General features: G+C 71.2%; 18 protein-coding genes. 9 read left to right on the top strand and 9 right to left on the bottom strand.

Annotation, left to right across the window (positions count from 1 at the left end):
* Positions 1–28: 28 nt before the first annotated feature.
* Positions 29–1,291 (bottom strand): M20 family metallo-hydrolase, encoded by a 1,263-nt coding sequence (locus ABD067_RS05410; RefSeq protein WP_343894145.1) that lies wholly within the window; start codon positions 1,289–1,291, stop codon positions 29–31.
* 84 nt (positions 1,292–1,375) lie between these two features.
* Between ABD067_RS05410 and uraH the strand changes: the two genes are divergently transcribed.
* From uraH to wrbA, 3 genes are all read left to right on the top strand, one after another.
* Entirely contained in the window at positions 1,376–1,732 is a 357-nt protein-coding gene (gene uraH / locus ABD067_RS05405; protein ID WP_343894144.1) for a hydroxyisourate hydrolase, read from the top strand.
* A gap of 27 nt (positions 1,733–1,759) precedes the next feature.
* Positions 1,760–2,065, top strand: coding sequence for an ankyrin repeat domain-containing protein (locus tag ABD067_RS05400; protein ID WP_343894143.1), 306 nt, complete (start codon positions 1,760–1,762; stop codon positions 2,063–2,065).
* Positions 2,066–2,134: 69 nt separating this feature from the next.
* The gene (gene wrbA, locus ABD067_RS05395; protein WP_343894142.1) at positions 2,135–2,743 is read left to right on the top strand and encodes an NAD(P)H:quinone oxidoreductase; all 609 of its coding nucleotides are present in this window, start codon (positions 2,135–2,137) and stop codon (positions 2,741–2,743) included.
* 17 nt (positions 2,744–2,760) lie between these two features.
* Here the strand turns inward: wrbA and ABD067_RS05390 are convergent, their stop codons facing one another.
* Together ABD067_RS05390 and ABD067_RS05385 are read right to left on the bottom strand one after the other, a co-directional pair.
* Positions 2,761–3,414 (bottom strand): hypothetical protein, encoded by a 654-nt coding sequence (locus ABD067_RS05390; protein ID WP_343894141.1) that lies wholly within the window; start codon positions 3,412–3,414, stop codon positions 2,761–2,763.
* 185 nt (positions 3,415–3,599) lie between these two features.
* The gene (locus ABD067_RS05385) at positions 3,600–4,265 is read right to left on the bottom strand and encodes a hypothetical protein (protein ID WP_343894140.1); all 666 of its coding nucleotides are present in this window, start codon (positions 4,263–4,265) and stop codon (positions 3,600–3,602) included.
* Positions 4,266–4,809: 544 nt separating this feature from the next.
* Between ABD067_RS05385 and ABD067_RS05380 the strand changes: the two genes are divergently transcribed.
* The 3 genes from ABD067_RS05380 (at position 4,810) to fusA (ending at position 9,073) form a co-directional block, all read left to right on the top strand.
* Positions 4,810–5,154: a hypothetical protein gene (locus tag ABD067_RS05380; RefSeq protein ID WP_343894139.1), complete on the top strand. Its 345-nt coding sequence runs from the start codon at positions 4,810–4,812 to the stop codon at positions 5,152–5,154.
* A gap of 249 nt (positions 5,155–5,403) precedes the next feature.
* Entirely contained in the window at positions 5,404–6,282 is an 879-nt protein-coding gene (locus ABD067_RS05375; protein ID WP_343894138.1) for a TauD/TfdA dioxygenase family protein, read from the top strand.
* Positions 6,283–6,991: 709 nt separating this feature from the next.
* Positions 6,992–9,073 carry an elongation factor G gene (fusA, locus tag ABD067_RS05370; protein WP_343894137.1) on the top strand — a complete coding sequence of 694 codons (2,082 nt, stop codon included), beginning with the start codon at positions 6,992–6,994 and terminating at the stop codon, positions 9,071–9,073.
* 73 nt (positions 9,074–9,146) lie between these two features.
* On the opposite strand, the gene ABD067_RS05365 is transcribed toward fusA, so the two are convergent.
* A complete protein-coding gene (locus tag ABD067_RS05365; RefSeq protein ID WP_343894136.1) occupies positions 9,147–9,464 on the bottom strand; it encodes a hypothetical protein in 318 nt (105 codons plus the stop codon).
* A 415-nt stretch (positions 9,465–9,879) separates the two neighbouring features.
* Between ABD067_RS05365 and rfaE1 the strand changes: the two genes are divergently transcribed.
* On the top strand, positions 9,880–11,316 hold the full coding sequence (gene rfaE1, locus ABD067_RS05360) for a D-glycero-beta-D-manno-heptose-7-phosphate kinase (RefSeq protein WP_343894135.1): 1,437 nt from the start codon (positions 9,880–9,882) through the stop codon (positions 11,314–11,316).
* A 33-nt stretch (positions 11,317–11,349) separates the two neighbouring features.
* On the opposite strand, the gene ABD067_RS05355 is transcribed toward rfaE1, so the two are convergent.
* On the bottom strand, positions 11,350–11,577 hold the full coding sequence (locus ABD067_RS05355; RefSeq protein ID WP_343894134.1) for a hypothetical protein: 228 nt from the start codon (positions 11,575–11,577) through the stop codon (positions 11,350–11,352).
* A gap of 270 nt (positions 11,578–11,847) precedes the next feature.
* Here ABD067_RS05355 and ABD067_RS05350 point away from each other — a divergent pair, with 270 nt between their 5' ends.
* Positions 11,848–13,059 carry a class I SAM-dependent rRNA methyltransferase gene (locus ABD067_RS05350; protein ID WP_343894133.1) on the top strand — a complete coding sequence of 404 codons (1,212 nt, stop codon included), beginning with the start codon at positions 11,848–11,850 and terminating at the stop codon, positions 13,057–13,059.
* Positions 13,056–13,505, top strand: coding sequence for a DUF3293 domain-containing protein (locus tag ABD067_RS05345; RefSeq protein ID WP_343894132.1), 450 nt, complete (start codon positions 13,056–13,058; stop codon positions 13,503–13,505). Before ABD067_RS05350 ends, ABD067_RS05345 begins: the two co-directional genes overlap by 4 nt.
* Here ABD067_RS05345 and ABD067_RS05340 read toward each other — a convergent pair.
* From ABD067_RS05340 to ABD067_RS05325, 4 genes are read right to left on the bottom strand one after another with little or no spacing between them, the layout of a single operon-like run.
* Positions 13,436–14,212 carry a methyltransferase domain-containing protein gene (locus ABD067_RS05340; RefSeq protein ID WP_343894131.1) on the bottom strand — a complete coding sequence of 259 codons (777 nt, stop codon included), beginning with the start codon at positions 14,210–14,212 and terminating at the stop codon, positions 13,436–13,438. The genes ABD067_RS05345 and ABD067_RS05340 overlap by 70 nt on opposite strands.
* A gap of 15 nt (positions 14,213–14,227) precedes the next feature.
* A complete protein-coding gene (locus ABD067_RS05335; protein ID WP_343894130.1) occupies positions 14,228–15,355 on the bottom strand; it encodes a patatin-like phospholipase family protein in 1,128 nt (375 codons plus the stop codon).
* Positions 15,355–16,152, bottom strand: a complete 798-nt coding sequence (locus ABD067_RS05330; RefSeq protein ID WP_343894129.1) for a 3-hydroxybutyrate dehydrogenase — start codon at positions 16,150–16,152, stop codon at positions 15,355–15,357. Before ABD067_RS05330 ends, ABD067_RS05335 begins: the two co-directional genes overlap by 1 nt.
* Positions 16,153–16,187: 35 nt before the next feature.
* The gene (locus ABD067_RS05325; RefSeq protein ID WP_343894128.1) at positions 16,188–17,627 is read right to left on the bottom strand and encodes a dihydrolipoyl dehydrogenase family protein; all 1,440 of its coding nucleotides are present in this window, start codon (positions 17,625–17,627) and stop codon (positions 16,188–16,190) included.
* Between the last annotated feature and the right edge of the window lie 14 nt (positions 17,628–17,641).

The raw sequence follows: 17,641 nt of genomic DNA, 5'->3' as shown, positions 1-17,641 counted from the left end.
CGCCGGGCCGGCGCGCGCCCGGCCGCCGTCAGGCCGCTAGTTCCGCCAGCACCTGCGCCAGCACCCGCGTCCCCTTCGCCAGTTGCGCCGGGTCGGAGTATTCCGCCGGGTTGTGGCTGACGCCCTTGCGGCACGGCACGAAGACCATTCCCGTGGGGCAGAGCGGCACCATGAACTGCGCGTCGTGGAAGGCGCCGGATGGCATCCGGAGCGCGGACAAGCCCTGTGCCGCCGCGGCGCGCTCCACCGCGCCGGTGACCACCGGGCTGAACTCCACGGGCGCGGCGTTGAAGCGCTCCGTCACCGAAACGCCGCAGTCGCGCACCGCGCCGCGCACGGTCCGTTCGATGGCGTCGCCGCGCTCGGTGAGGACTTCGGCCGAGGGGTGGCGGAAGTCGATGGTGAAGCGGACGCGGTCGGCGACGCTGTTGGAGGTGTTGGGCGACACCTCGATCCGGCCGACGGTGAAGCGCAGCACGTCCGAAGGGTCGCGCATCAGCTCGTTCAACGCGGCCACCGCGCGGACCATGTCCTGCACCGCGTCCCGCCGCAGCGAGAGCGGCGCGGTGCCGGCGTGCGCGGTTTCGCCCGTCAGCTCCACCACGAACCAGCGGCTGCCCTGGATGCCGGACACCACGCCGATGTCCTTGCCTTCGGCTTCCAGGCGCGGCCCCTGCTCGATATGCGCCTCCACGTAGGCGTGCGGGGCGCGGCCCTCGACGACGCCCAGGGGGCGGCGCGGGAGGTCCTTCTCGGCCGCCAGGTGCTCGCGGAGCGCGTCGCCGAAGCGCACCCCGTCCGGGTCCTCCGCCGCGTCCCAGGCGTCGGGGGGGCGGTAGCCGGCGTAGGCCATGCTGCCCATGCAGCCCGGCGCGAAGCGCCCGCCCTCCTCGTTGGTCCAGGCGACGATCTCGATCGGACGGCGCGGCGCGGCACCGGCTTCGCGCAACGCCTGCACCGCTTCCAAAGCCGCGATCACGCCGTAGATGCCGTCGAACCGCCCGCCGTTCGGCTGGGTGTCCATGTGGCTGCCGCTGAGGACCGGCGCGGCGTCCGGGTCGGAGCCCTCCTGGCGCAGGAACAGGTTGCCGAGGCGGTCGGCCGAAGGCTTGAGGCCGAGCGGTTCCGCCCAGGAGATCAGCAGCCGCCGCGCCTTGCGGTCCAGCGGGGTGAGGCAGGCGCGGTTCACGCCCTTGGCGCCGTCGCCGCCGGCTATGGCGCCGATCTCGCCCATTTCCATCAAACGCCGCCACTGCCGCGCTTCGTCCACGGCGGACCATGCCTCGCCCATATGAGCCTCCTCGGATGCCGGCCATGTTGGAGACCGCCACGGTCGCCGCAATGATGGCGCGCTGCAACCCGGAGGGCCACGGCGATGGCGGAGTCGAGCGTCTTGTCCACCCATGTCCTGAACGTGGCGCAAGGCGTGCCGGCGGAGGGCGTGCCGGTAGAACTGTGGCGGCTGGAGCCGGCGGAGGAGCTGGTCCTCCGGACGGCGACGGGGCCCGACGGCCGCGCCGAGGGCGCGCTGTTGCCGCCCGCGGCCTTCGTGCCCGGCCGGTACGAGCTGCGCTTCGGCGTGGGCGACTACTTCCGGCGCCGCGGCCTGGGCGCCGACCCGCCGTTCCACGACGTCGTCCCGGTGCGCATCTTCCTCGCCGAAGGCCAGGGGCACTACCATGTGCCGCTGCTGTGCTCCCCTTGGAGCTACACGACCTATCGCGGTTCCTGAGGGCCGCGGATGCCGAGGAGAGGGCCCATGCCGGAACGCGCGCATTCCCTTTTGGCCGCCGTGCGAGGGGGCGACGCGACGGCCCTCCGCCGCTTGGCGTCGGAGGCGCCCGGGCGGCTGGACGAAGCGGGCGAGGACGGCCGCACGCCGCTGATGCTGGCCGCTTCGACCGGCGCGGAGGAGATGGTGGCGCTCCTGCTCGAACTGGGCGCCGACGCCGCGCGGCGCGACGGCCAGGGCCGGACGGCGGCGGACCTGGCGTTCGAGAACGGCCACGCCGACCTCGGCCAGCGCCTCGGCCCCGACGCGGAGGCCGACCGCTTCCTCCGCTGACCGGCGGCGGGCGGAACGTCCACGTCCCCGCGGCGATGAAGGCCCGGGACGGATCTCCGGGAGGCGGCGATGGCGAAGGTGCTGGTGCTCTACTACTCGATGTACGGCCATGTGGAGCGCATCGCGCAGGCCCTGGCGGAGGGCGCGCGGGGCGCCGGGGCCGAGGCGGCGATCAAGCGCGTGGCCGAGCTCGTTCCTCCCGAGGTGCTGGCGAAGTCCGGCGCGAAGACGGACCAGGCCGCGCCGTTCGCCGACCCGCAGGAGCTGGACCAGTATGACGCCGTCATCGTCGGTTCCCCGACGCGCTACGGCCGCATGGCGGCGCAGATGGCGCAATTCTGGGACCAGACCGGCGGCTTGTGGGCGCGGAACGCCCTGGTGGGGAAGGTGGGCAGCGCCTTCACGTCCACCGCCTCCCAGCACGGTGGGCAGGAAACCACCTTGATGGCGATCCACACCATGCTGCTCCACCACGGCATGGTGCTGGTGGGATTGCCCTATGCCGCGAAGGGGCAGATGCGGCTGGACGAGATCACCGGCGGCAGCCCTTACGGCGCCACCACCATCGCCGGCGGCAAGGGCGAGCGGCAGCCGAGCGGGAACGAACTGGAACTGGCGCGCTTCCAAGGGCGCCACGTGGCGGAGATCGCGGCCAAGCTCGCCGCCACGGGAGGCTGACGGGGAGCCGCGCCTGCTCAGCCGAGCCAGATCTCGGTGGTGGCGTCCGACGCGGAGGTCAGGAAAATCTGGCCATCCAAGTTCGGCGCGTCGATCCGGATGTAGATCGGCGCCGCGGCGTGGAGGTCGGCGTCCACCGCCGGGCCGCCCCCGCCGCCCCACCACCAAGCGTCGGCCGACGCCGAGGCCGACGCTTCGGTGTTCACCCTGATGTCGCCTCGCATGTCCGGCGCGGTGATGAAGATGTCGATTTCGGCGAGGGCGCCGACATCCAGCTCCAGATGCTCGGCCCAGGCGGTGGAGACGGACACCCAGGCGAAAGCGATGGCGGCCGCGTCCACCTCGATGTCGCCATGCAGGCCGGCCGCGGAGACCGCCACGGTCGTGGCGGCGCGGCTGTCGGCGGAGAGGTCGATCTCGTCCGCCCAGTCGGCCCGGACGGCGATCTCCACAATGGCCAGGGAGCGGGCGTCCACGAAGATGTCGCCGTGCCAACCGTCGGCGTCGATGGCCACGTTCGTCGCCGCCCCGGTGGACGCCTCCACACGCATGGCATCGCCGCCGCGCGAGTCGGGTCTGGCGTCGGGGTCGTCCTCGTACGGCGCAGCGACGACGGGCGCCCAGGCTTCGCCCGTGCCGCCGACGGCGCCGCAAGAGGTTGGACTCGGCATCGTTCGATTCCTCTTTCCAAGGCCGTGGACGGTCGGGATGAAGGGGCGCCCGCCCCGGCGGACACCCGCACGGGGCTGCGCTACCGCGGGCGCGGAGGCGCCTCGCCCGCGAGGACCGACCCGGCGCGGTTCCGCGCCGGGCCGCCTCTGTTGCGACGCCTAGGCATGCTTCCTGGGCGGTGGCCTCAGGAGGCGAACACGTCGTTGTGCTGGTGGATGCTGCCGGACTGGCTGATGTTCACGTTGGAGTAGCTGCCAGCGTCGACATAGTTGATCTGGTCGATGTCGGCGTCTTGGTAGATGTCCACCTCGGCGCGGTCGTCCGCCTTCACGTAGTTGGACTGGTCGACGTCCGCGTACTGGTCGACGTAGACGTCGGCGTACTTGTCGGCATCGATGTTGTTGTACTGGAAGACATCGGCGTCTTGGTAGATGTCCACCTCGGCGCGGTCGTCCGCCTTGACGTCGTTCTTCTGGTCGACATCCGCGTCCTGGTCGACGTAGACGTCGGCGTGCCTGTCGGCATCGATGTCGTTGCGCTGATAGACGTCGGCGTTCTGGTCGATGTCCACCTCGGCGCGGTCGTCCGCCTTGACGTCGTTCTTTTGGTCGACGTCCGCGTCCTGGTCCACGTCGACGTCGGCGTGCCTGTCGGCATCGATGTCGTTGCGCTGATAGACATCGGCGTCTTGGTCGATGTCCACCTCGGCGCGGTCGTCCGCCCTCACGTCGTTCTTTTGGTCGACGTCCGCGTCCTGGTCCACGTCGACGTCCGAGTAGCTGTCGGCGTCGATGTCGTTCTTCTGGTCGACGTCGGCGTCTTGGTAGATGTCTACGTCTGGATCAGACATGATAAATCTCCTTGTTGGAATACAAGCGCACTCAAGTATATTTTGCGGTCGGAGGCGCAGACCGCGTCTAAAAAATCAAATGCTAAATTTATTTCATAAAAATGTACAAGATGTCATCTAACCATTTAACGTGAGTGGTCTGTGACTTCCCCCCGACCGAACTTAATTCAGCACATCGCATGCAAATTCGGTTTACACAAAGCCGCGAGAGCACCGTTGTTTATTCAGAAGCGCAGCCTTGTGAGCTTTGTTCATTGTAAAATACGTACACCGAAACTGCTGGGGGCCTGGTCTCCACCTGTGAGGGTTTGGCTTTAAGAGAAATAAACTTAAGGTTTATTTGTGCGGCGTGGCTGGGCCTCTTGGCGAAGTGGCCCATGGAAAACCAAGGCCCGTGCGGAAGAGCCGCGGCTTTTTTCCATCGCTTGCGAGCCCGATAGTGGGATATTCGTCCCCGCACGGGCTTCACCTGCAGGCCGCGGCTCCGCCGATCCTGCGGCGACCCGAGCGCGGCGCGCGCCGCGCCCCGACCAGGGAGGCAGCCATGGTGACCCGCACCTTCCGCACCAGCGACGGCCGCACCACCGCCAGCGTCACCGCCCAAGGAGAACCGCGGCACCGGGTGCGCGTGGTGATCAACGGCGAAGAGGTCGAATTCGATGCGGGGAACCGTGACGACGGCTCCGGGGCCGCGTCCTTTCCGGGCGACGGCCGGAGGGCCGGGACCGCGTCGGTTTCGGTGCAGGTGACGTCCACTTCGGTGACCCATGCCGGCGCGACCGCGGGCACGTCTGGATCGGCGACTTCGGTGCACGTTTCCAGTTCGAGCCGGACCGCGCGCCATGGCGGCCCCGGAGATCCCCCCGCGGGCGGATCGCGGAACCGCTGAACTCTCGCGCCGAGCGCCTGCCCCTGCCCAGGCGCGGCGTACCGCCCGGCAGGGTTTCGCCGACGCGCAGCGGGACAGGCGACCAAACTCCGGGACCTTGCGATGGCGTCTCGGGTGCGGAGACGGATCGAAACGCGACAGGGCGCCATCGAATTCCGGCAATGCCCCTGTACAACCGGCGAACGTGGCGCTCCGCTCCCGAGTGGGCTCGCTTGGGCGCCACCGCCGATCGTTCGAGGAGGGCTGGACATGGGCGTCCCGGGGCCGACGGAAGCCGTTGAGGTCGTGCCCACGGGCGCGGCGTTGGGCGCCGAAGTGAGGGGCGTCGACCTCCGCCGGGTCGACGATGCGCTCTTCGCCGTGGTCCACGCGGCTTGGCTCGCGCATTCCGTGCTGCTGTTCCGCGGGCAATCGCTGTCCGACGATGACCTGGTCGCCTTCAGCCGCCGTTTCGGCGAACTGGATTGGGCGCCGGTGCAAGAGAACGGCCGCCGCTTCGTCGAGGGCAAGCCGGAGATCTACATCGTCTCCAACGTGCTAGGGGCCGACGGGCAACCGATCGGCAGCCTCGGCGCTGGCGAGGCGGTCTGGCACACCGACATGTCGTACCTGCCGCAGCCGCCCAAGGCGTCCATGCTCTACGCGCTGGAGGTGCCGCCCGCTGGCGGCGACACGCATTTCGCCAGCATGCACGCCGCTTACGACGCGCTGCCCGGGGAGCTGAAGCGGCGCGTCCACGGCCTCGAGGCGAAGCACGACGGCACCTACAACAGCGGTGGTTTCCTGCGTGCCGGGGTGACGCCGACGGACGACCCGCGGACCTCCCCGGGCCACCTGCACCCGCTGGTGTGCCGGCACCCCGAAACCGGGCGGGCGATGCTCTACCTCGGCCGCCGCCGCAACGCCTGCATCGCCGGCTTGCCGCTCGACGAGTCGGAGGCGTTGCTGGACGAGTTGTGGAGCCACGCGACCCGGCCGGGGATCGCCTGGGCGCACCACTGGCGGCCGGGCGACCTAGTGCTGTGGGACAACCGTTCCACCATGCACCGGCGCGACCCGTTCGACGCAGCGTCGCGCCGCGTGATGCACCGCACGCAAGTGAAGGGCGAAGCGCCGCCGGCGGCCTGAAGCCCGGGCGCCGTGCGGCACGGTCGCCCGCCCCTGCCGCTCTTCCGCTGGGCCGGTGCCACGGACGGGGCGACCAGGTCCGGCACCCGTGATCCTCCTTTCCCTCGCGTCGGAACTGCTGCGGAGCCGTGCCCGAGGCGGATGGGCCCACGTGCCTCGCCGAGGCGGCGGGCCGGCGTCGGAGGGTCTCCTCTCCGGGCACCTCGACGCGTTGTTCCTGGCCTTCCGCGGTGGTCGAGCACGTGCGCGCGTCGGCCGTTTCCACCACCGCCCGCGCCACCGCCTTGCCCTGGGTGCCGACCGCGGCCAAGGCGGCCAGTTGCGATCTGGTGTCTTGGCGATGCCTGCTCGCTCCTGCGGGCACCGACGCCGCCCTCGTCGCCCGGCTGAACCCCCAAGCGAACCGCGCCCTCGCCGATTCCGTCCTGCGGAACGGTTGTCGGCGCGAGGGCTCTGGCCGCCGGGCGGCCCGCCGGAGGACTTGGTCGGGTTGCTGCGCGCCGACGTGGCGCGCTGGCCGGCGCGGCGAGGGTGTGACCCGACCGACGCCGCCCGTGGCGGCCCTACAGGGCGGAAGACGCTTGCAATCCGGGCGCGGATTGCTCATGTGTGCGCCGATATCAGCGGCACCCCTGTTCTGAAACTGTAAGGGCGGGCGGCTCGGGGCGTGGACCCGTGCCGGTCCCGCCTGCGCCTATGGAGGCCCCCCGTGGCACGCATCCCGCTCGAGCGAATCCGCAACATCGGCATCACCGCGCACATCGACGCGGGCAAGACCACCACGACCGAGCGGATCCTCTATTACACCGGCAAGAGCCACAAGATCGGCGAGGTCCACGAGGGCAACACCACCACCGACTACATGGACCAGGAGCGGGAGCGGGGGATCACCATCACCTCCGCCGCCGTGACCGCCGTGTGGAAGGACCACCGCATCAACATCATCGACACGCCGGGCCACATCGATTTCAACATCGAAGTGAACCGCTCGCTGCGCGTGCTCGACGGCGCGATCTTCATCATCGAGGGCGTGGCCGGCGTGCAGCCGCAGTCCGAGACGAACTGGCGCCTGGCCGACCGCTACAACGTCCCGCGCATCATCTTCATCAACAAGCTGGACCGCACCGGCGCCGACTTCTACCGCGCCGCCGCGACGTTGACGGAGAAGCTCGGCATTGCCTGGGTGACGCTGCAACTCCCGATCGGCATCGAGGACACCTTCAAGGGCGTCGTCGACCTCGTGGAGATGAAGGCGCTGATCTGGGAAGGCGACGAGTTGGGCGCCCAGTACCACGACGCGCCGATCCCGGACGACCTGAAGGACAAGGCCGCGGAGTACCGCCAGCTCCTGCTCGACACCGCGCTGTCGGTCGACGACGCGGCGATGGAGGAGTACTTCGACAAGGGCGACGTCTCGGTCGAGACGCTGAAGCGTTGCATCAAGAAGGGCGCGATCAGCGGCGCCTTCCGCCCCGTGCTGTGCGGCACCGCCTTCAAGAACAAGGGCGTGCAGCCGCTGCTCGACGCCGTGCTCGACTACATGCCGAGCCCGATCGACCGCGAGGGCATCAAGGTGGCGGCCGAGGAAGACGAGGACGAGGACGCCGAGCGCCGGATCATCGCCGCCCGCGAGGACGAGCCCTTCGCCGGCCTCGCCTTCAAGATCATCAACGACAAGTACGGCAACCTGACCTTCGTCCGCGTATACCGCGGCGTGCTGCGTTCCGGCGACCAGGTGCAGAACACCACCAAGGGCCACAAGGAGCGCATCGGGCGCATGTTCCAGATGCACGCCGACAAGCGCGAGGAGATCAAGGAGGTCTTCGCCGGCGACATCGCGGCCTTCGTCGGCCTGAAGGACACCGGCACGGGCGACACGCTGGCGGACAACTCCGACCCCGTCATCCTGGAGCGCATGGCCTTCCCGGTGCCGGTGATCGACATCTCGGTCGAGCCGAAGACCAAGGAAGGCGTCGAGAAGATGACGCTCGGCTTGCAGAAGCTGGCCGGCGAGGACCCGTCGTTGCGGCTCAAGACCGACCAGGAGACCGGCCAGACCATCCTGTCCGGCATGGGCGAGCTGCACCTCGAGATCATCATCGACCGGCTGCGGCGCGAGTACGGCGTGGACGCCAACATCGGCGCGCCGCAGGTGGCCTACCGCGAGACGATCTCAAAGGCGCACACCGAGACCTACACCCACAAGAAGCAGTCCGGCGGCTCGGGCCAGTACGCCGAGGTGAAGATCACCTTCGAGCCGAAGGAGCGGAACACGGGCATCGAGTTCGTGAACGGCGTGGTCGGCGGCGCGGTGCCGAAGGAGTACATCCCGGCGGTCGAGAAGGGCATCAAGGTCCAGGCCGACACCGGCGTGCTCGCCGGCTTCCCGACGGTGGACTTCAAGTACTCGCTGGTGGACGGCAAGTACCACGACGTGGACTCCAGCGCGCTGGCGTTCGAGATCGCCGCCAAGGCCTGCTTCCGCGAAGGCATGAAGAAGGCCGGGCCGACGATCCTGGAGCCGATCATGGACGTGGAGGTCACGACGCCGTCCGACCACGTCGGCGACGTGGTGGGCGACCTGAACCGGCGCCGGGGCGTGATCCAGAGCCAGGACATGGCAGGCACCTCCGTCATCGTGCGGGCGCACGTGCCGCTGAAGGAGATGTTCGGCTACATCTCCAACCTGCGGGGCATGACGAAGGGGCGCGCCTCCTTCTCCATGCAGTTCCACCACTACGACCCGGTGCCGCGCAACATCGCGGACGAGATCATGGCCAAGAGCGCGTAAGCGCCCTCGGCCTGGGTCCAAGGCCAGTGGCGCGGGGGGCTTCTCCCGCGCCGTTTTCGCGACCGGGCGCCCGTCAGGCCTGCCCTTCCGCGCGGACCTCGTAGTGCTGCGCCTTGTCGTCGAAGCGTACGAGCACGGCCCTGGCCGCGGGCGGCACGACCGAGACCTCCCAGTCCGGCCCGGCGAAAGCCTTCACCGCGTCCCAGGACGTGAACCGCATGATGGTGACGAACTCCACTTCCCCGCCGAGCGGCCGCCGGAGGAGTTCGATGCGTTCCAGGCCGGCGATGCCCCGGCCCATGATGCCGGGGAAGATGGCGGAGCGGATCACCGCCTCGTAGCCGTCCGCGTTTTCCGGCGTGGTCCATCCGTGCCACAGGCGGGTGATCATCGGTGCCCTCCTCCGTTGATGACGCGGCATCCTCAGACGCGCGATGCGGTCGAAGCGTGCGAAGCGCTGCCGATTCCGGTTGTCCAACCCAGCACCGGCACGCTAGAACTGTTTGATATCGAACAGTTTTTGTTGGAGCGGAAAATGGCCAAAGGCGGTGGTGGCAAGGGCGGCCAAGGGACCAGCGGCGCTGGAAAAGGCGGCGGTGCAGGCGCTGGCAAGGGGTCCGGCGGCAAGCCGAGCACGACCGGCAATCCTTCCGGTAAGGGTCGGGACAACAACCCTCCAAGGAAGTAAGCACGGGCAAGATTGCGCAGGAAGCGCGCGCTTCACGCAGGCCATCAGCGACGGCGCGGCGGGTCGATCCTTCCGCGCCGTTTGCGCATCCGCGCCCCGGCACAGTATCCCCCGCGTCATGCTCGACTTCGCCGGCATCCGCGTCCTCGTCCTCGGCGACGCGATGCTAGACCGATTCCTCTACGGCGACGTGGACCGGATCTCCCCGGAGGCGCCGGTGCCGGTGGTGCGCCTGCGCCGCAGCCACGCCATGCCCGGCGGGGCCGGCAACGTGGCGCGCAACGTTTCGGCGCTGGGCGGGACGGCGGTGCTGGTCGGCCTGGTCGGCGAAGACGGGGCGGCGGCGGAATTGCGCGCCCTGCTCGCGGGCGACGCCGGGATCGAGGACGCCACGGTGACCGGCGGCGCCCGCCGCACCGTCCTCAAGACGCGAGTCATCGCCGGCAACCAGCAAGTCGCGCGGCTGGACGAGGAGGAAGCGCGGCCGGCCGACGAAGGAGAGGCCGCGGCGCTGGTGGCAGCGGTGCGGAGCCGCGTCGCGGGTTGCGGCGCGCTCGTGCTGTCGGACTACGCCAAGGGCACCCTGACCCCGGCGGTCGTCGCCGGTGCCATCGCCGCGGCGCGCGAGGCGGGCGTCCCGGTCTTCGCCGATCCCAAGAGCGACGATTTCGCCCTCTACCGCGGCGCGGACTGCCTGACGCCCAACGCCCGCGAACTGGCGCGCGCCGCCCGGATGCCGGCGGGCACGGAGGCCGAGGTCGTGGCCGCCGCCCGTGCGGCGATGCGCGCGGCCGGCGTCCCATCCCTCCTTTGCACCCGCGCCGAGCGCGGCATGGTGCTGGTGCGCGCGGACGGGGGCCACGCGGCCGTGGCGGCGCAGGCGCGCGAGGTGTTCGACGTGTCGGGCGCCGGCGACACGGTGATCGCCACCCTGGCGCTCGCCCACGCCGCCGGCCGGCCGCTCGAAGAGGCGATGCGGATCGCCAACGCCGCCGCCGGCATCGTGGTTGGCAAGCTCGGCACGGCGACGGTCGGCGCCGAGGAGCTGGAGCACGCGCTGCACGCGGGCGGCGTGGACGGCATGGAGGGGCCGGCGGCGCTGGGCTTGGCCGCGGCGCTGCGGCGCGTTTCGGAGTGGCGGGCGCAGGGCCTCCGCGTCGGCTTCACCAACGGCTGCTTCGACATCCTGCACGCCGGCCACGTTTCGTTGCTGCAAGCGGCCCGGCGGCGCTGCGACCGCTTGGTGGTGGCCCTCAACACGGACGCTTCGGTGGCGCGGCTGAAAGGGCCGTCGCGCCCCATCACGCCTTTGGCCGACCGCGCGGCGGTGGTTGCGGCCCTGGCCGCTGTGGATGCCGTGGTGGCGTTCGAGGAGGACACGCCCTTGGAACTGGTCCGCGCGCTGAGGCCGGATGTGCTGGTGAAGGGCGCCGACTACACCGAAGATCGGGTGGTGGGCGCGGACCTCGTCCGGGCGTCGGGGGGCGAGGTCGTGCTGGTCGATCTGCTGCCCGGCCGCTCCACGACCGGCCTAGCGGCGCGGCTCCGGGAGTAGGGGAAGGGGCCGGCGCCGCGGCGGGCCGCTCTCTCAGTGCAGGCGGCGACTGCGCGGGCGGCGGGCGGAGCGGGAGAAGTCCACGGAGGAAGGCTGGACCTCCAGGCCGGTCATCAGCGCCGCCGCCATGGCGGCGTGCTTGGCGGCGTCGGGGGCGCCGATGCGGAGGCACTCGGCCTCGACATAGGACAGCATCAGGCGGAGGGAAGCGGTGGTGGTCTCGTCCAGCTCAGCGGCACCGAGGTTGATCCCGTCGCGCATCCGTCCTTGCTCCCTAAAAAGTGAACGCAAAGAACACATACGATTTACCTGCGGGGGCATCAAGACGAATTCGGCAGAGATTCCCACGACGCATTGCATTGAAACTAAAAGGACATCTGTGCGAAAAGAGACGCTACTTTCGGTTGTATTTCACGGTCCGCCGTCTCGTCCCGGTGTGTCGTGGACCGACTTCGTCGGAGCGGCGACGTAGAGGCGCGCGAGGTGGCCGGTTGCGCCGCCTGGACGCGGTCGGCAAGTTCCGCGCCCTCGATGCACCAACCTGACGCGCGGGACGCGCCGCCCTCGATCCGCCTGCTTCCGGGCCACGACCGCCGCGTGAAGGCGGGCCATCCTTGGGCCTTCTCCAACGAGATCACCATGACGCCTGCCGCGAAGGCGCTGCCGCCGGGCGGGCTGGTGCGCCTGGAGGGCGACGACGGCGCCCGGCACGGCGTCTGGCATTTCAACCCGCACACCCTGATCGCGGCGCGGCGCTTGTCGCGCGACCCGGACGCCGCCATCGGCGCAGATTGGCTGCGCGAGCGCGTCGCGGGCGCCCTGGCGCTGCGCGAGCGGCTGTACGCCACGCCGTTCTACCGCCTGGTCCACGCCGAAGCGGACGGGCTGCCGGGGTTGGTGATCGACCGCTACGGCGACGCGCTGGCGGTGCAGGCCAACACCGCGGGCATGGAGCTGATAACGCCGGCGCTGCTGGACGCGCTCGGGGGCCTGCTCGCGCCGCGCGTCGTGGTGGCGCGCAACGACGCCGCCGTGCGGGCCCTCGAAGGGCTGCCGCAGGAGGTGCGCCCGCTGCTCGGCGACGCCGCGGCGGCGGAGCCGGTGCGGGCGGAGGAGGGCGGCCTCGGCTTCGCCGTGGACCTGCTCGGCGGCCAGAAGACCGGTTGGTTCTTCGACCAGCGCGAGAACCGCGACCGCGTTTCGCGCCTTTCGGCCGGCGCGACGGTGCTGGACGCCTTCTGCCACACCGGCGGCTTCGGCCTGCGCTGCGCCGCCGCCGGCGCCTCGCGCGTCGTGCTGCTCGACCGCAGCGCGCACGCGCTCGACCTCGCCGCGCGCACCGCCGCCGAGAACGGCTTGGCCGCCCGCACCGAGACCCGGCGGGCCGAGGCGCTGGACGAGTTGGAGCGGATGGCGGGCGCCGGCGAGCGCTTCGACGTCGTGGTGGCCGACCCGCCCGCCTTCGCCAAGAGCCGTCGCGACCAGCCCGTCGCGCTCAAGGGCTACGGGAAGCTGGCGCGGCTGGCGGCGGCGCTGGTGGCGCCGGGCGGCTTCCTGTTCCTCGCCTCGTGCAGCCACCACGTCGCGCCCGGCGACTTCGCGGACGCCTCCATCTGGGGCATCGGGCGCGCGCGGCGCGAAGGGCGCATCCTGTTCCAAGGCGGCGCCGGGCCGGACCATCCGGTCCACCCGATGCTGCCCGAGAGCGCGTACCTGAAGGCCATGCTGTTCCAACTGGCATGACGCCGGCGCTCGCGGCGGCCTACCGCCGCACGGATTACGAAGCGGACGGCGCCGTGGCGCGCATCGGCAGGCGGAGCGCAGAGATCGACGCCCTCCTGCGGCGACTCGGCGCGCGCGAAGGCGCCTTCGTCACCGCCTGGAACCCGTGGAGTCGGCGGATGCCGCCCGGTTGGAACGCGCGCATGATGGCGCGGCTGCGCGAGGCGGCGCGGCGGCTGCCGTCCGCGGAAGGGGAAGGTCGCGGGCGCGGCTGGTCGGAACGCCACCTGCTCCTCGCCGCCGACCCGCGCCACGCGGCGGCGCTGGCCCGGCGCTTCCGGCAGAACGCGACGGTCGTGGTGCGAGTCGGTGCGCCGGCGAGGCTCGTTCCGTTGCGTCAAACCCGCGCCAGGATGAACAGCCGCCGGAACGGCAGCAGCACCGCGCCGTCGGCCTGCGGCGGATAGGCCCGGCGCATCTCGTCCGCGTAGGCCGCGAGGAAGCCCTCGCGCAGATCCGGCTCGCCCTCCAATGCGTCCATGTAAGGCCGCAGGCTGCTGCCCATCGCCCAGCGCGCCACCGGGTCCTCGCCGCGCAGCACATGCAGGTACTCCGTGGCCCAGATGTCGAGCGCGGCCGTGCGCGGCGCCAGGAGGTCGTAGTACCAAGCCGGGTCGGGCACCGGCGGCGCGCTCCTCACGCCCTGGAGCCGCCCGGCCCAGGGACCGTCCGTCGCCAGCCGGTCCTGCGCCGCGCGTACGGGCGCCGCGTGCATGTGCGGCATCTGCGCCGCCAGCACCCCGCCCGGCGCCAAGCAGCCGAGCAGGCGCGGGAACAGCACCGCGTGGCCGGGCAGCCAATGCAGCGCCGCGTTGCTGAACAGCACGTCCACCGGCTCGGCCGGCACCCACGCCGCGATGTCCGCCCGCTCGGTGTCGAAGCCGGCCGTTCGCGCCTTGGCGAGCATCTCGGCGGAGCCGTCCACGCCGCGCAGCGCCGCGCCCGGGAAGCGCGCCCGCAGCGCTGGCATGGCGCTGCCGGCGCCGCAGCCGAGGTCCACCACCCGCGCCGGGCCGGGGTGCGCAACGCGCGCCAGGAGGTCGAGCGCCGGCCGCAGCCGCTCGTCGCCGAAGCGGAGGTACTGCTCAGGGTCCCAGACCGGATTGCCCGACACGCCGCCCGCGCCTCCCTACAGGTACCGCTGGATGTCCAGCGTGCTCTCGCGCCCGATGTTGTCGAAGTGCTCGGCCAGGAACCGGTCGGCCGCCTCGCGCCCGTAGCGGCGCAGCACCTGGAGGAACTCCCAGTCGCCGTTGAGCTTGGTGGACAGCTTGAACTCCCGCATCCGGTCCTCGTCCTCGATGCAGTGGAGGAAGATGCGCCGGTAGCGCGGCTGCTCCAGCCGGCCCGCGTCGAGCAGGCGCTGCACGAAGTCGATCGCCCGCATCTCGCTCATCAGCGAGGCGTTGAAGCTGACCTCGTTCAGCCGGTTCATGATGTCGGAGGCGCTGGTCGGCAGCTCCGGCCGCATGATGGCGTTGATCTGCACCAGCAGGATGTCGGGGGCGCCGCCCTCGTGGTAGAGCGGCCACAGCGCGGGGTTCCCCAGGTAGCCGCCGTCCCAGTAGGCCTCGCCGTCGATCTGCACCGCCCGGAAGATGTTGGGCAGGCAGGCCGAGGCCATCAGCGCGTCCGCGTCCACCTCCGTCCGCGTGAAGACGCGCGGCTTGCCGGTGCGGACGTTGGTGGCGGAGATGAAGAGCCTCGTCCCCTTCGGGTCGCGCCGCAGCACCGCCGTGTCGAGCTGGTCCTCGATGACCGTGCGGAGCGGGTTGTACTCGATGGGAAAGGGGTTGAACTGGTAGGGCGAGAAGGCGCGGATGACGAAATCGAAGGTCTGGTAGGCAAAGGAGCGGCTGAGGTCGTGGCCCCAGAGCGCCTTCTCCCAGGGCGTGTTCTGGAGCGGGCTGAAGGCGAGCCGCGTCGCCACGTCCCGCCACAAGCGCCCGAGCGCGCGGATCGCGCCTTCGCGCCCGCCTTCGGCCAGGCCCTGCACCAGGATCGCGGCGTTGAGGGCGCCGGCCGAGGTCCCGGACACGCCGTCGATGTCGAGCCGGTCGTCCTCGAGCAGCCGTTCCAGCACGCCCCAGGTGAAGGCGCCGTGCGTGCCGCCGCCTTGCAGAGCGAGGTTGATGCGGCGCGGCTTCACGGGCTTGGCGACGTAAGGCGCCGGCGCGCCCTGCTGCGCGTCCGACCGCTCCGCCGCGTCCCGCGCCGCGGCGGGCCCGGGTACGTCCGGGAGGTCGCGGTCGGCCATCAGGCCGCCAGCCAGCCGCCGTCGATGGAGAGCGCCGCGCCGTTCACCGCGCCGCTGCCGGGGCCGGCGAGGTAGAGCGCCATGCGCGCCACGTCCTCCACCTCGACCCAGCGCTTGGAGGGCTGCTTCTCCAGCAGGTAGTCCGTCAGCGCCTGCTCTTCGGAAACGCCGTGCTTCTCCGCCAACGGCTTCACCTGCGCCTCGGCCAATGGCGTGCGGACGAAGCCGGGGCAGATGGCGTTGCACGTCACCGGCGTGCGCGCGATCTCCAGCGCCACCGTCTTGGTCAGGCCGACCACCGCGTGCTTGGCCGAGACGTAGGCCGCCTTGTAGGGCGAGGCGACGAGGCCGTGCGCGGAGGCGACGTTGATGATGCGCCCCCAGTTGCGCTTCTTCATCCCCGGCAGCGCCGCCTTGATGGCGTGGAAGTTGGACGTGAAGTTGATGGCGATGATCGCGTCCCATTTCGCTTCCGGGAACTCGTCGATCGGCGCGACGTGCTGGATGCCGGCGTTGTTGACGAGGATGTCCACGCTGCCGAGCGCCGCCTCCGCCGCGCGCACCATGCCCGCCACGGCTTCGCCGCGCGACAGGTCGGCGTCGGAGAAGGGCGCCTCGTCCACGCCCATCGCCGCGCCCACCTCGCGCCGCGCCCGCGCAATGTCCTCCGGGCGGCCGAGGCCGTTCAGCATCACCTTGGCGCCGGCCTGGGCGTAGAGCAGGGCGATGCCGAGCCCGATGCCGCTGGTGCTGCCGGTGACGAGCGCGGTGCGCCCGTCGAGAATGCGTTCCGTCATGTGCAGGTCTGTTCCCTTCTGCCGCGGTTGCAACGCTACGGCAGGCGTTTCAGCCATCCGATAAGACGCTTCGTGGTCGGCGACAACAACCGAGGCGTGTAGTAGTCGCCCGCCGCTCGCTTGCCCGCCTCGGACAAGGTGGGGTAGGGCAGCACCATGCCGGCAAGGGCCGAGAGCGGCAGCTTCCGCCCGATCATCAGGCCGTAGAGCCCCGCCATCTCGCCGGCCCGGGGCGCCAGGATGCCGGCGCCGAGCAGGCGCCCACGCTTGCCCACCACCAGCTTCACCATGCCCTCCGGCCGCCCCTCCGCGATGGCGCGGTCGTTCTCCGAAAGCGGCCAGCGCAGCACCGTGACGCCCTCGTGCCCCGCCTCCCGCGCCTCGGCTTCGGTCAAGCCGATCTGCGCCAGTTCCGGGTCGGTGTAGGTGACGCGCGGCAAGGCGTCGTAATCAAGCCGGACAGGCAGGCGGAACAGCATGGACCGCACGACGATCCCCGCGTGCTGGCTAGCGACGTGGGTGAAGGCGCGCGGGCCGAGCCCTTCCGGGTCGGCGATGTCGCCCACCGCCCACACCCGGCGGTTCGAGGTGGAGCGGAGGTCCCGCCGGGTGGCGATGCCCTTCGGCCCCGCCGCCACGTTCCCGGTCGGGAGGTCGAGGCCGGACAGGCGCGGCGCGCGGCCCACCGCCAGCAGCAGATGGCTGCCCGCCACGCGTCCGCCGCCTTCCAGCACCGCCACCACGCCCGGCCCGCCGTCCTCCGGCGCTTCGACGCGCGCCACCCGCACGCCTTCGCGGATCGCGACGCCATCGGCGCGAAGGAACGGGCGGAGGCCTTCCACCAGCTCGGCGTCCTCGCGCCCGGCGATCCGGCCCGCGCCCTCCAGCACCGTGACCGCGCAGCCGAGGCGCGCGTGGGCCTGCGCCATCTCCAGCCCGATCGGCCCGCCGCCCAGGATCAGCAGGTGGGCGGGCGGCTCATCCAGGTCGAAGATCGTCTCGTTGGTCAGCCAGGGCACGGCGTCCAGCCCCGGCAACTCCGGCACGACCGCGGCGGAGCCGGCCGCCACCACGCAGCGGCGGAAGCCGAACCTGCGGCCGCCCGCCTCGATCGCATCGGGCGACAGGAAGTGCGCCGGAGCCTCGACCACCTCCACGCCCATGCCGCGGAAGCGCGCGACGGAGTCGTTGGGCGCGATGCGGTCGATGGCGCCGCGGACGTGCGCGCGCACGCCGGCCCAGTCTACCTCGGGCGGCGGCAGGCGCAGGCCGAAGCGCCCGGCGGTTCGCGCCTCCGCCGCGGCGTGGGCGGCGGCGAGCAGCGCCTTGGAGGGCACGCAGCCGTAGTTCAGGCAATCCCCGCCCATCCGGTGGCGCTCCACCAGCGCCACGTTGAGCCCGAGCCCGGCGGAGATGGCGGCCACGGACAGGCCGGCGGCGCCGGCGCCGATCACCACCACGTCGAAGTCAGGCATGCGGAGCTTCGTCC

Origin of the sequence: Craurococcus roseus (assembly GCF_039523795.1) — a bacterium.
Lineage (GTDB): Bacteria > Pseudomonadota > Alphaproteobacteria > Acetobacterales > Acetobacteraceae > Craurococcus > Craurococcus roseus.
This window is presented reverse-complemented; position numbering and strand designations above follow the sequence as displayed.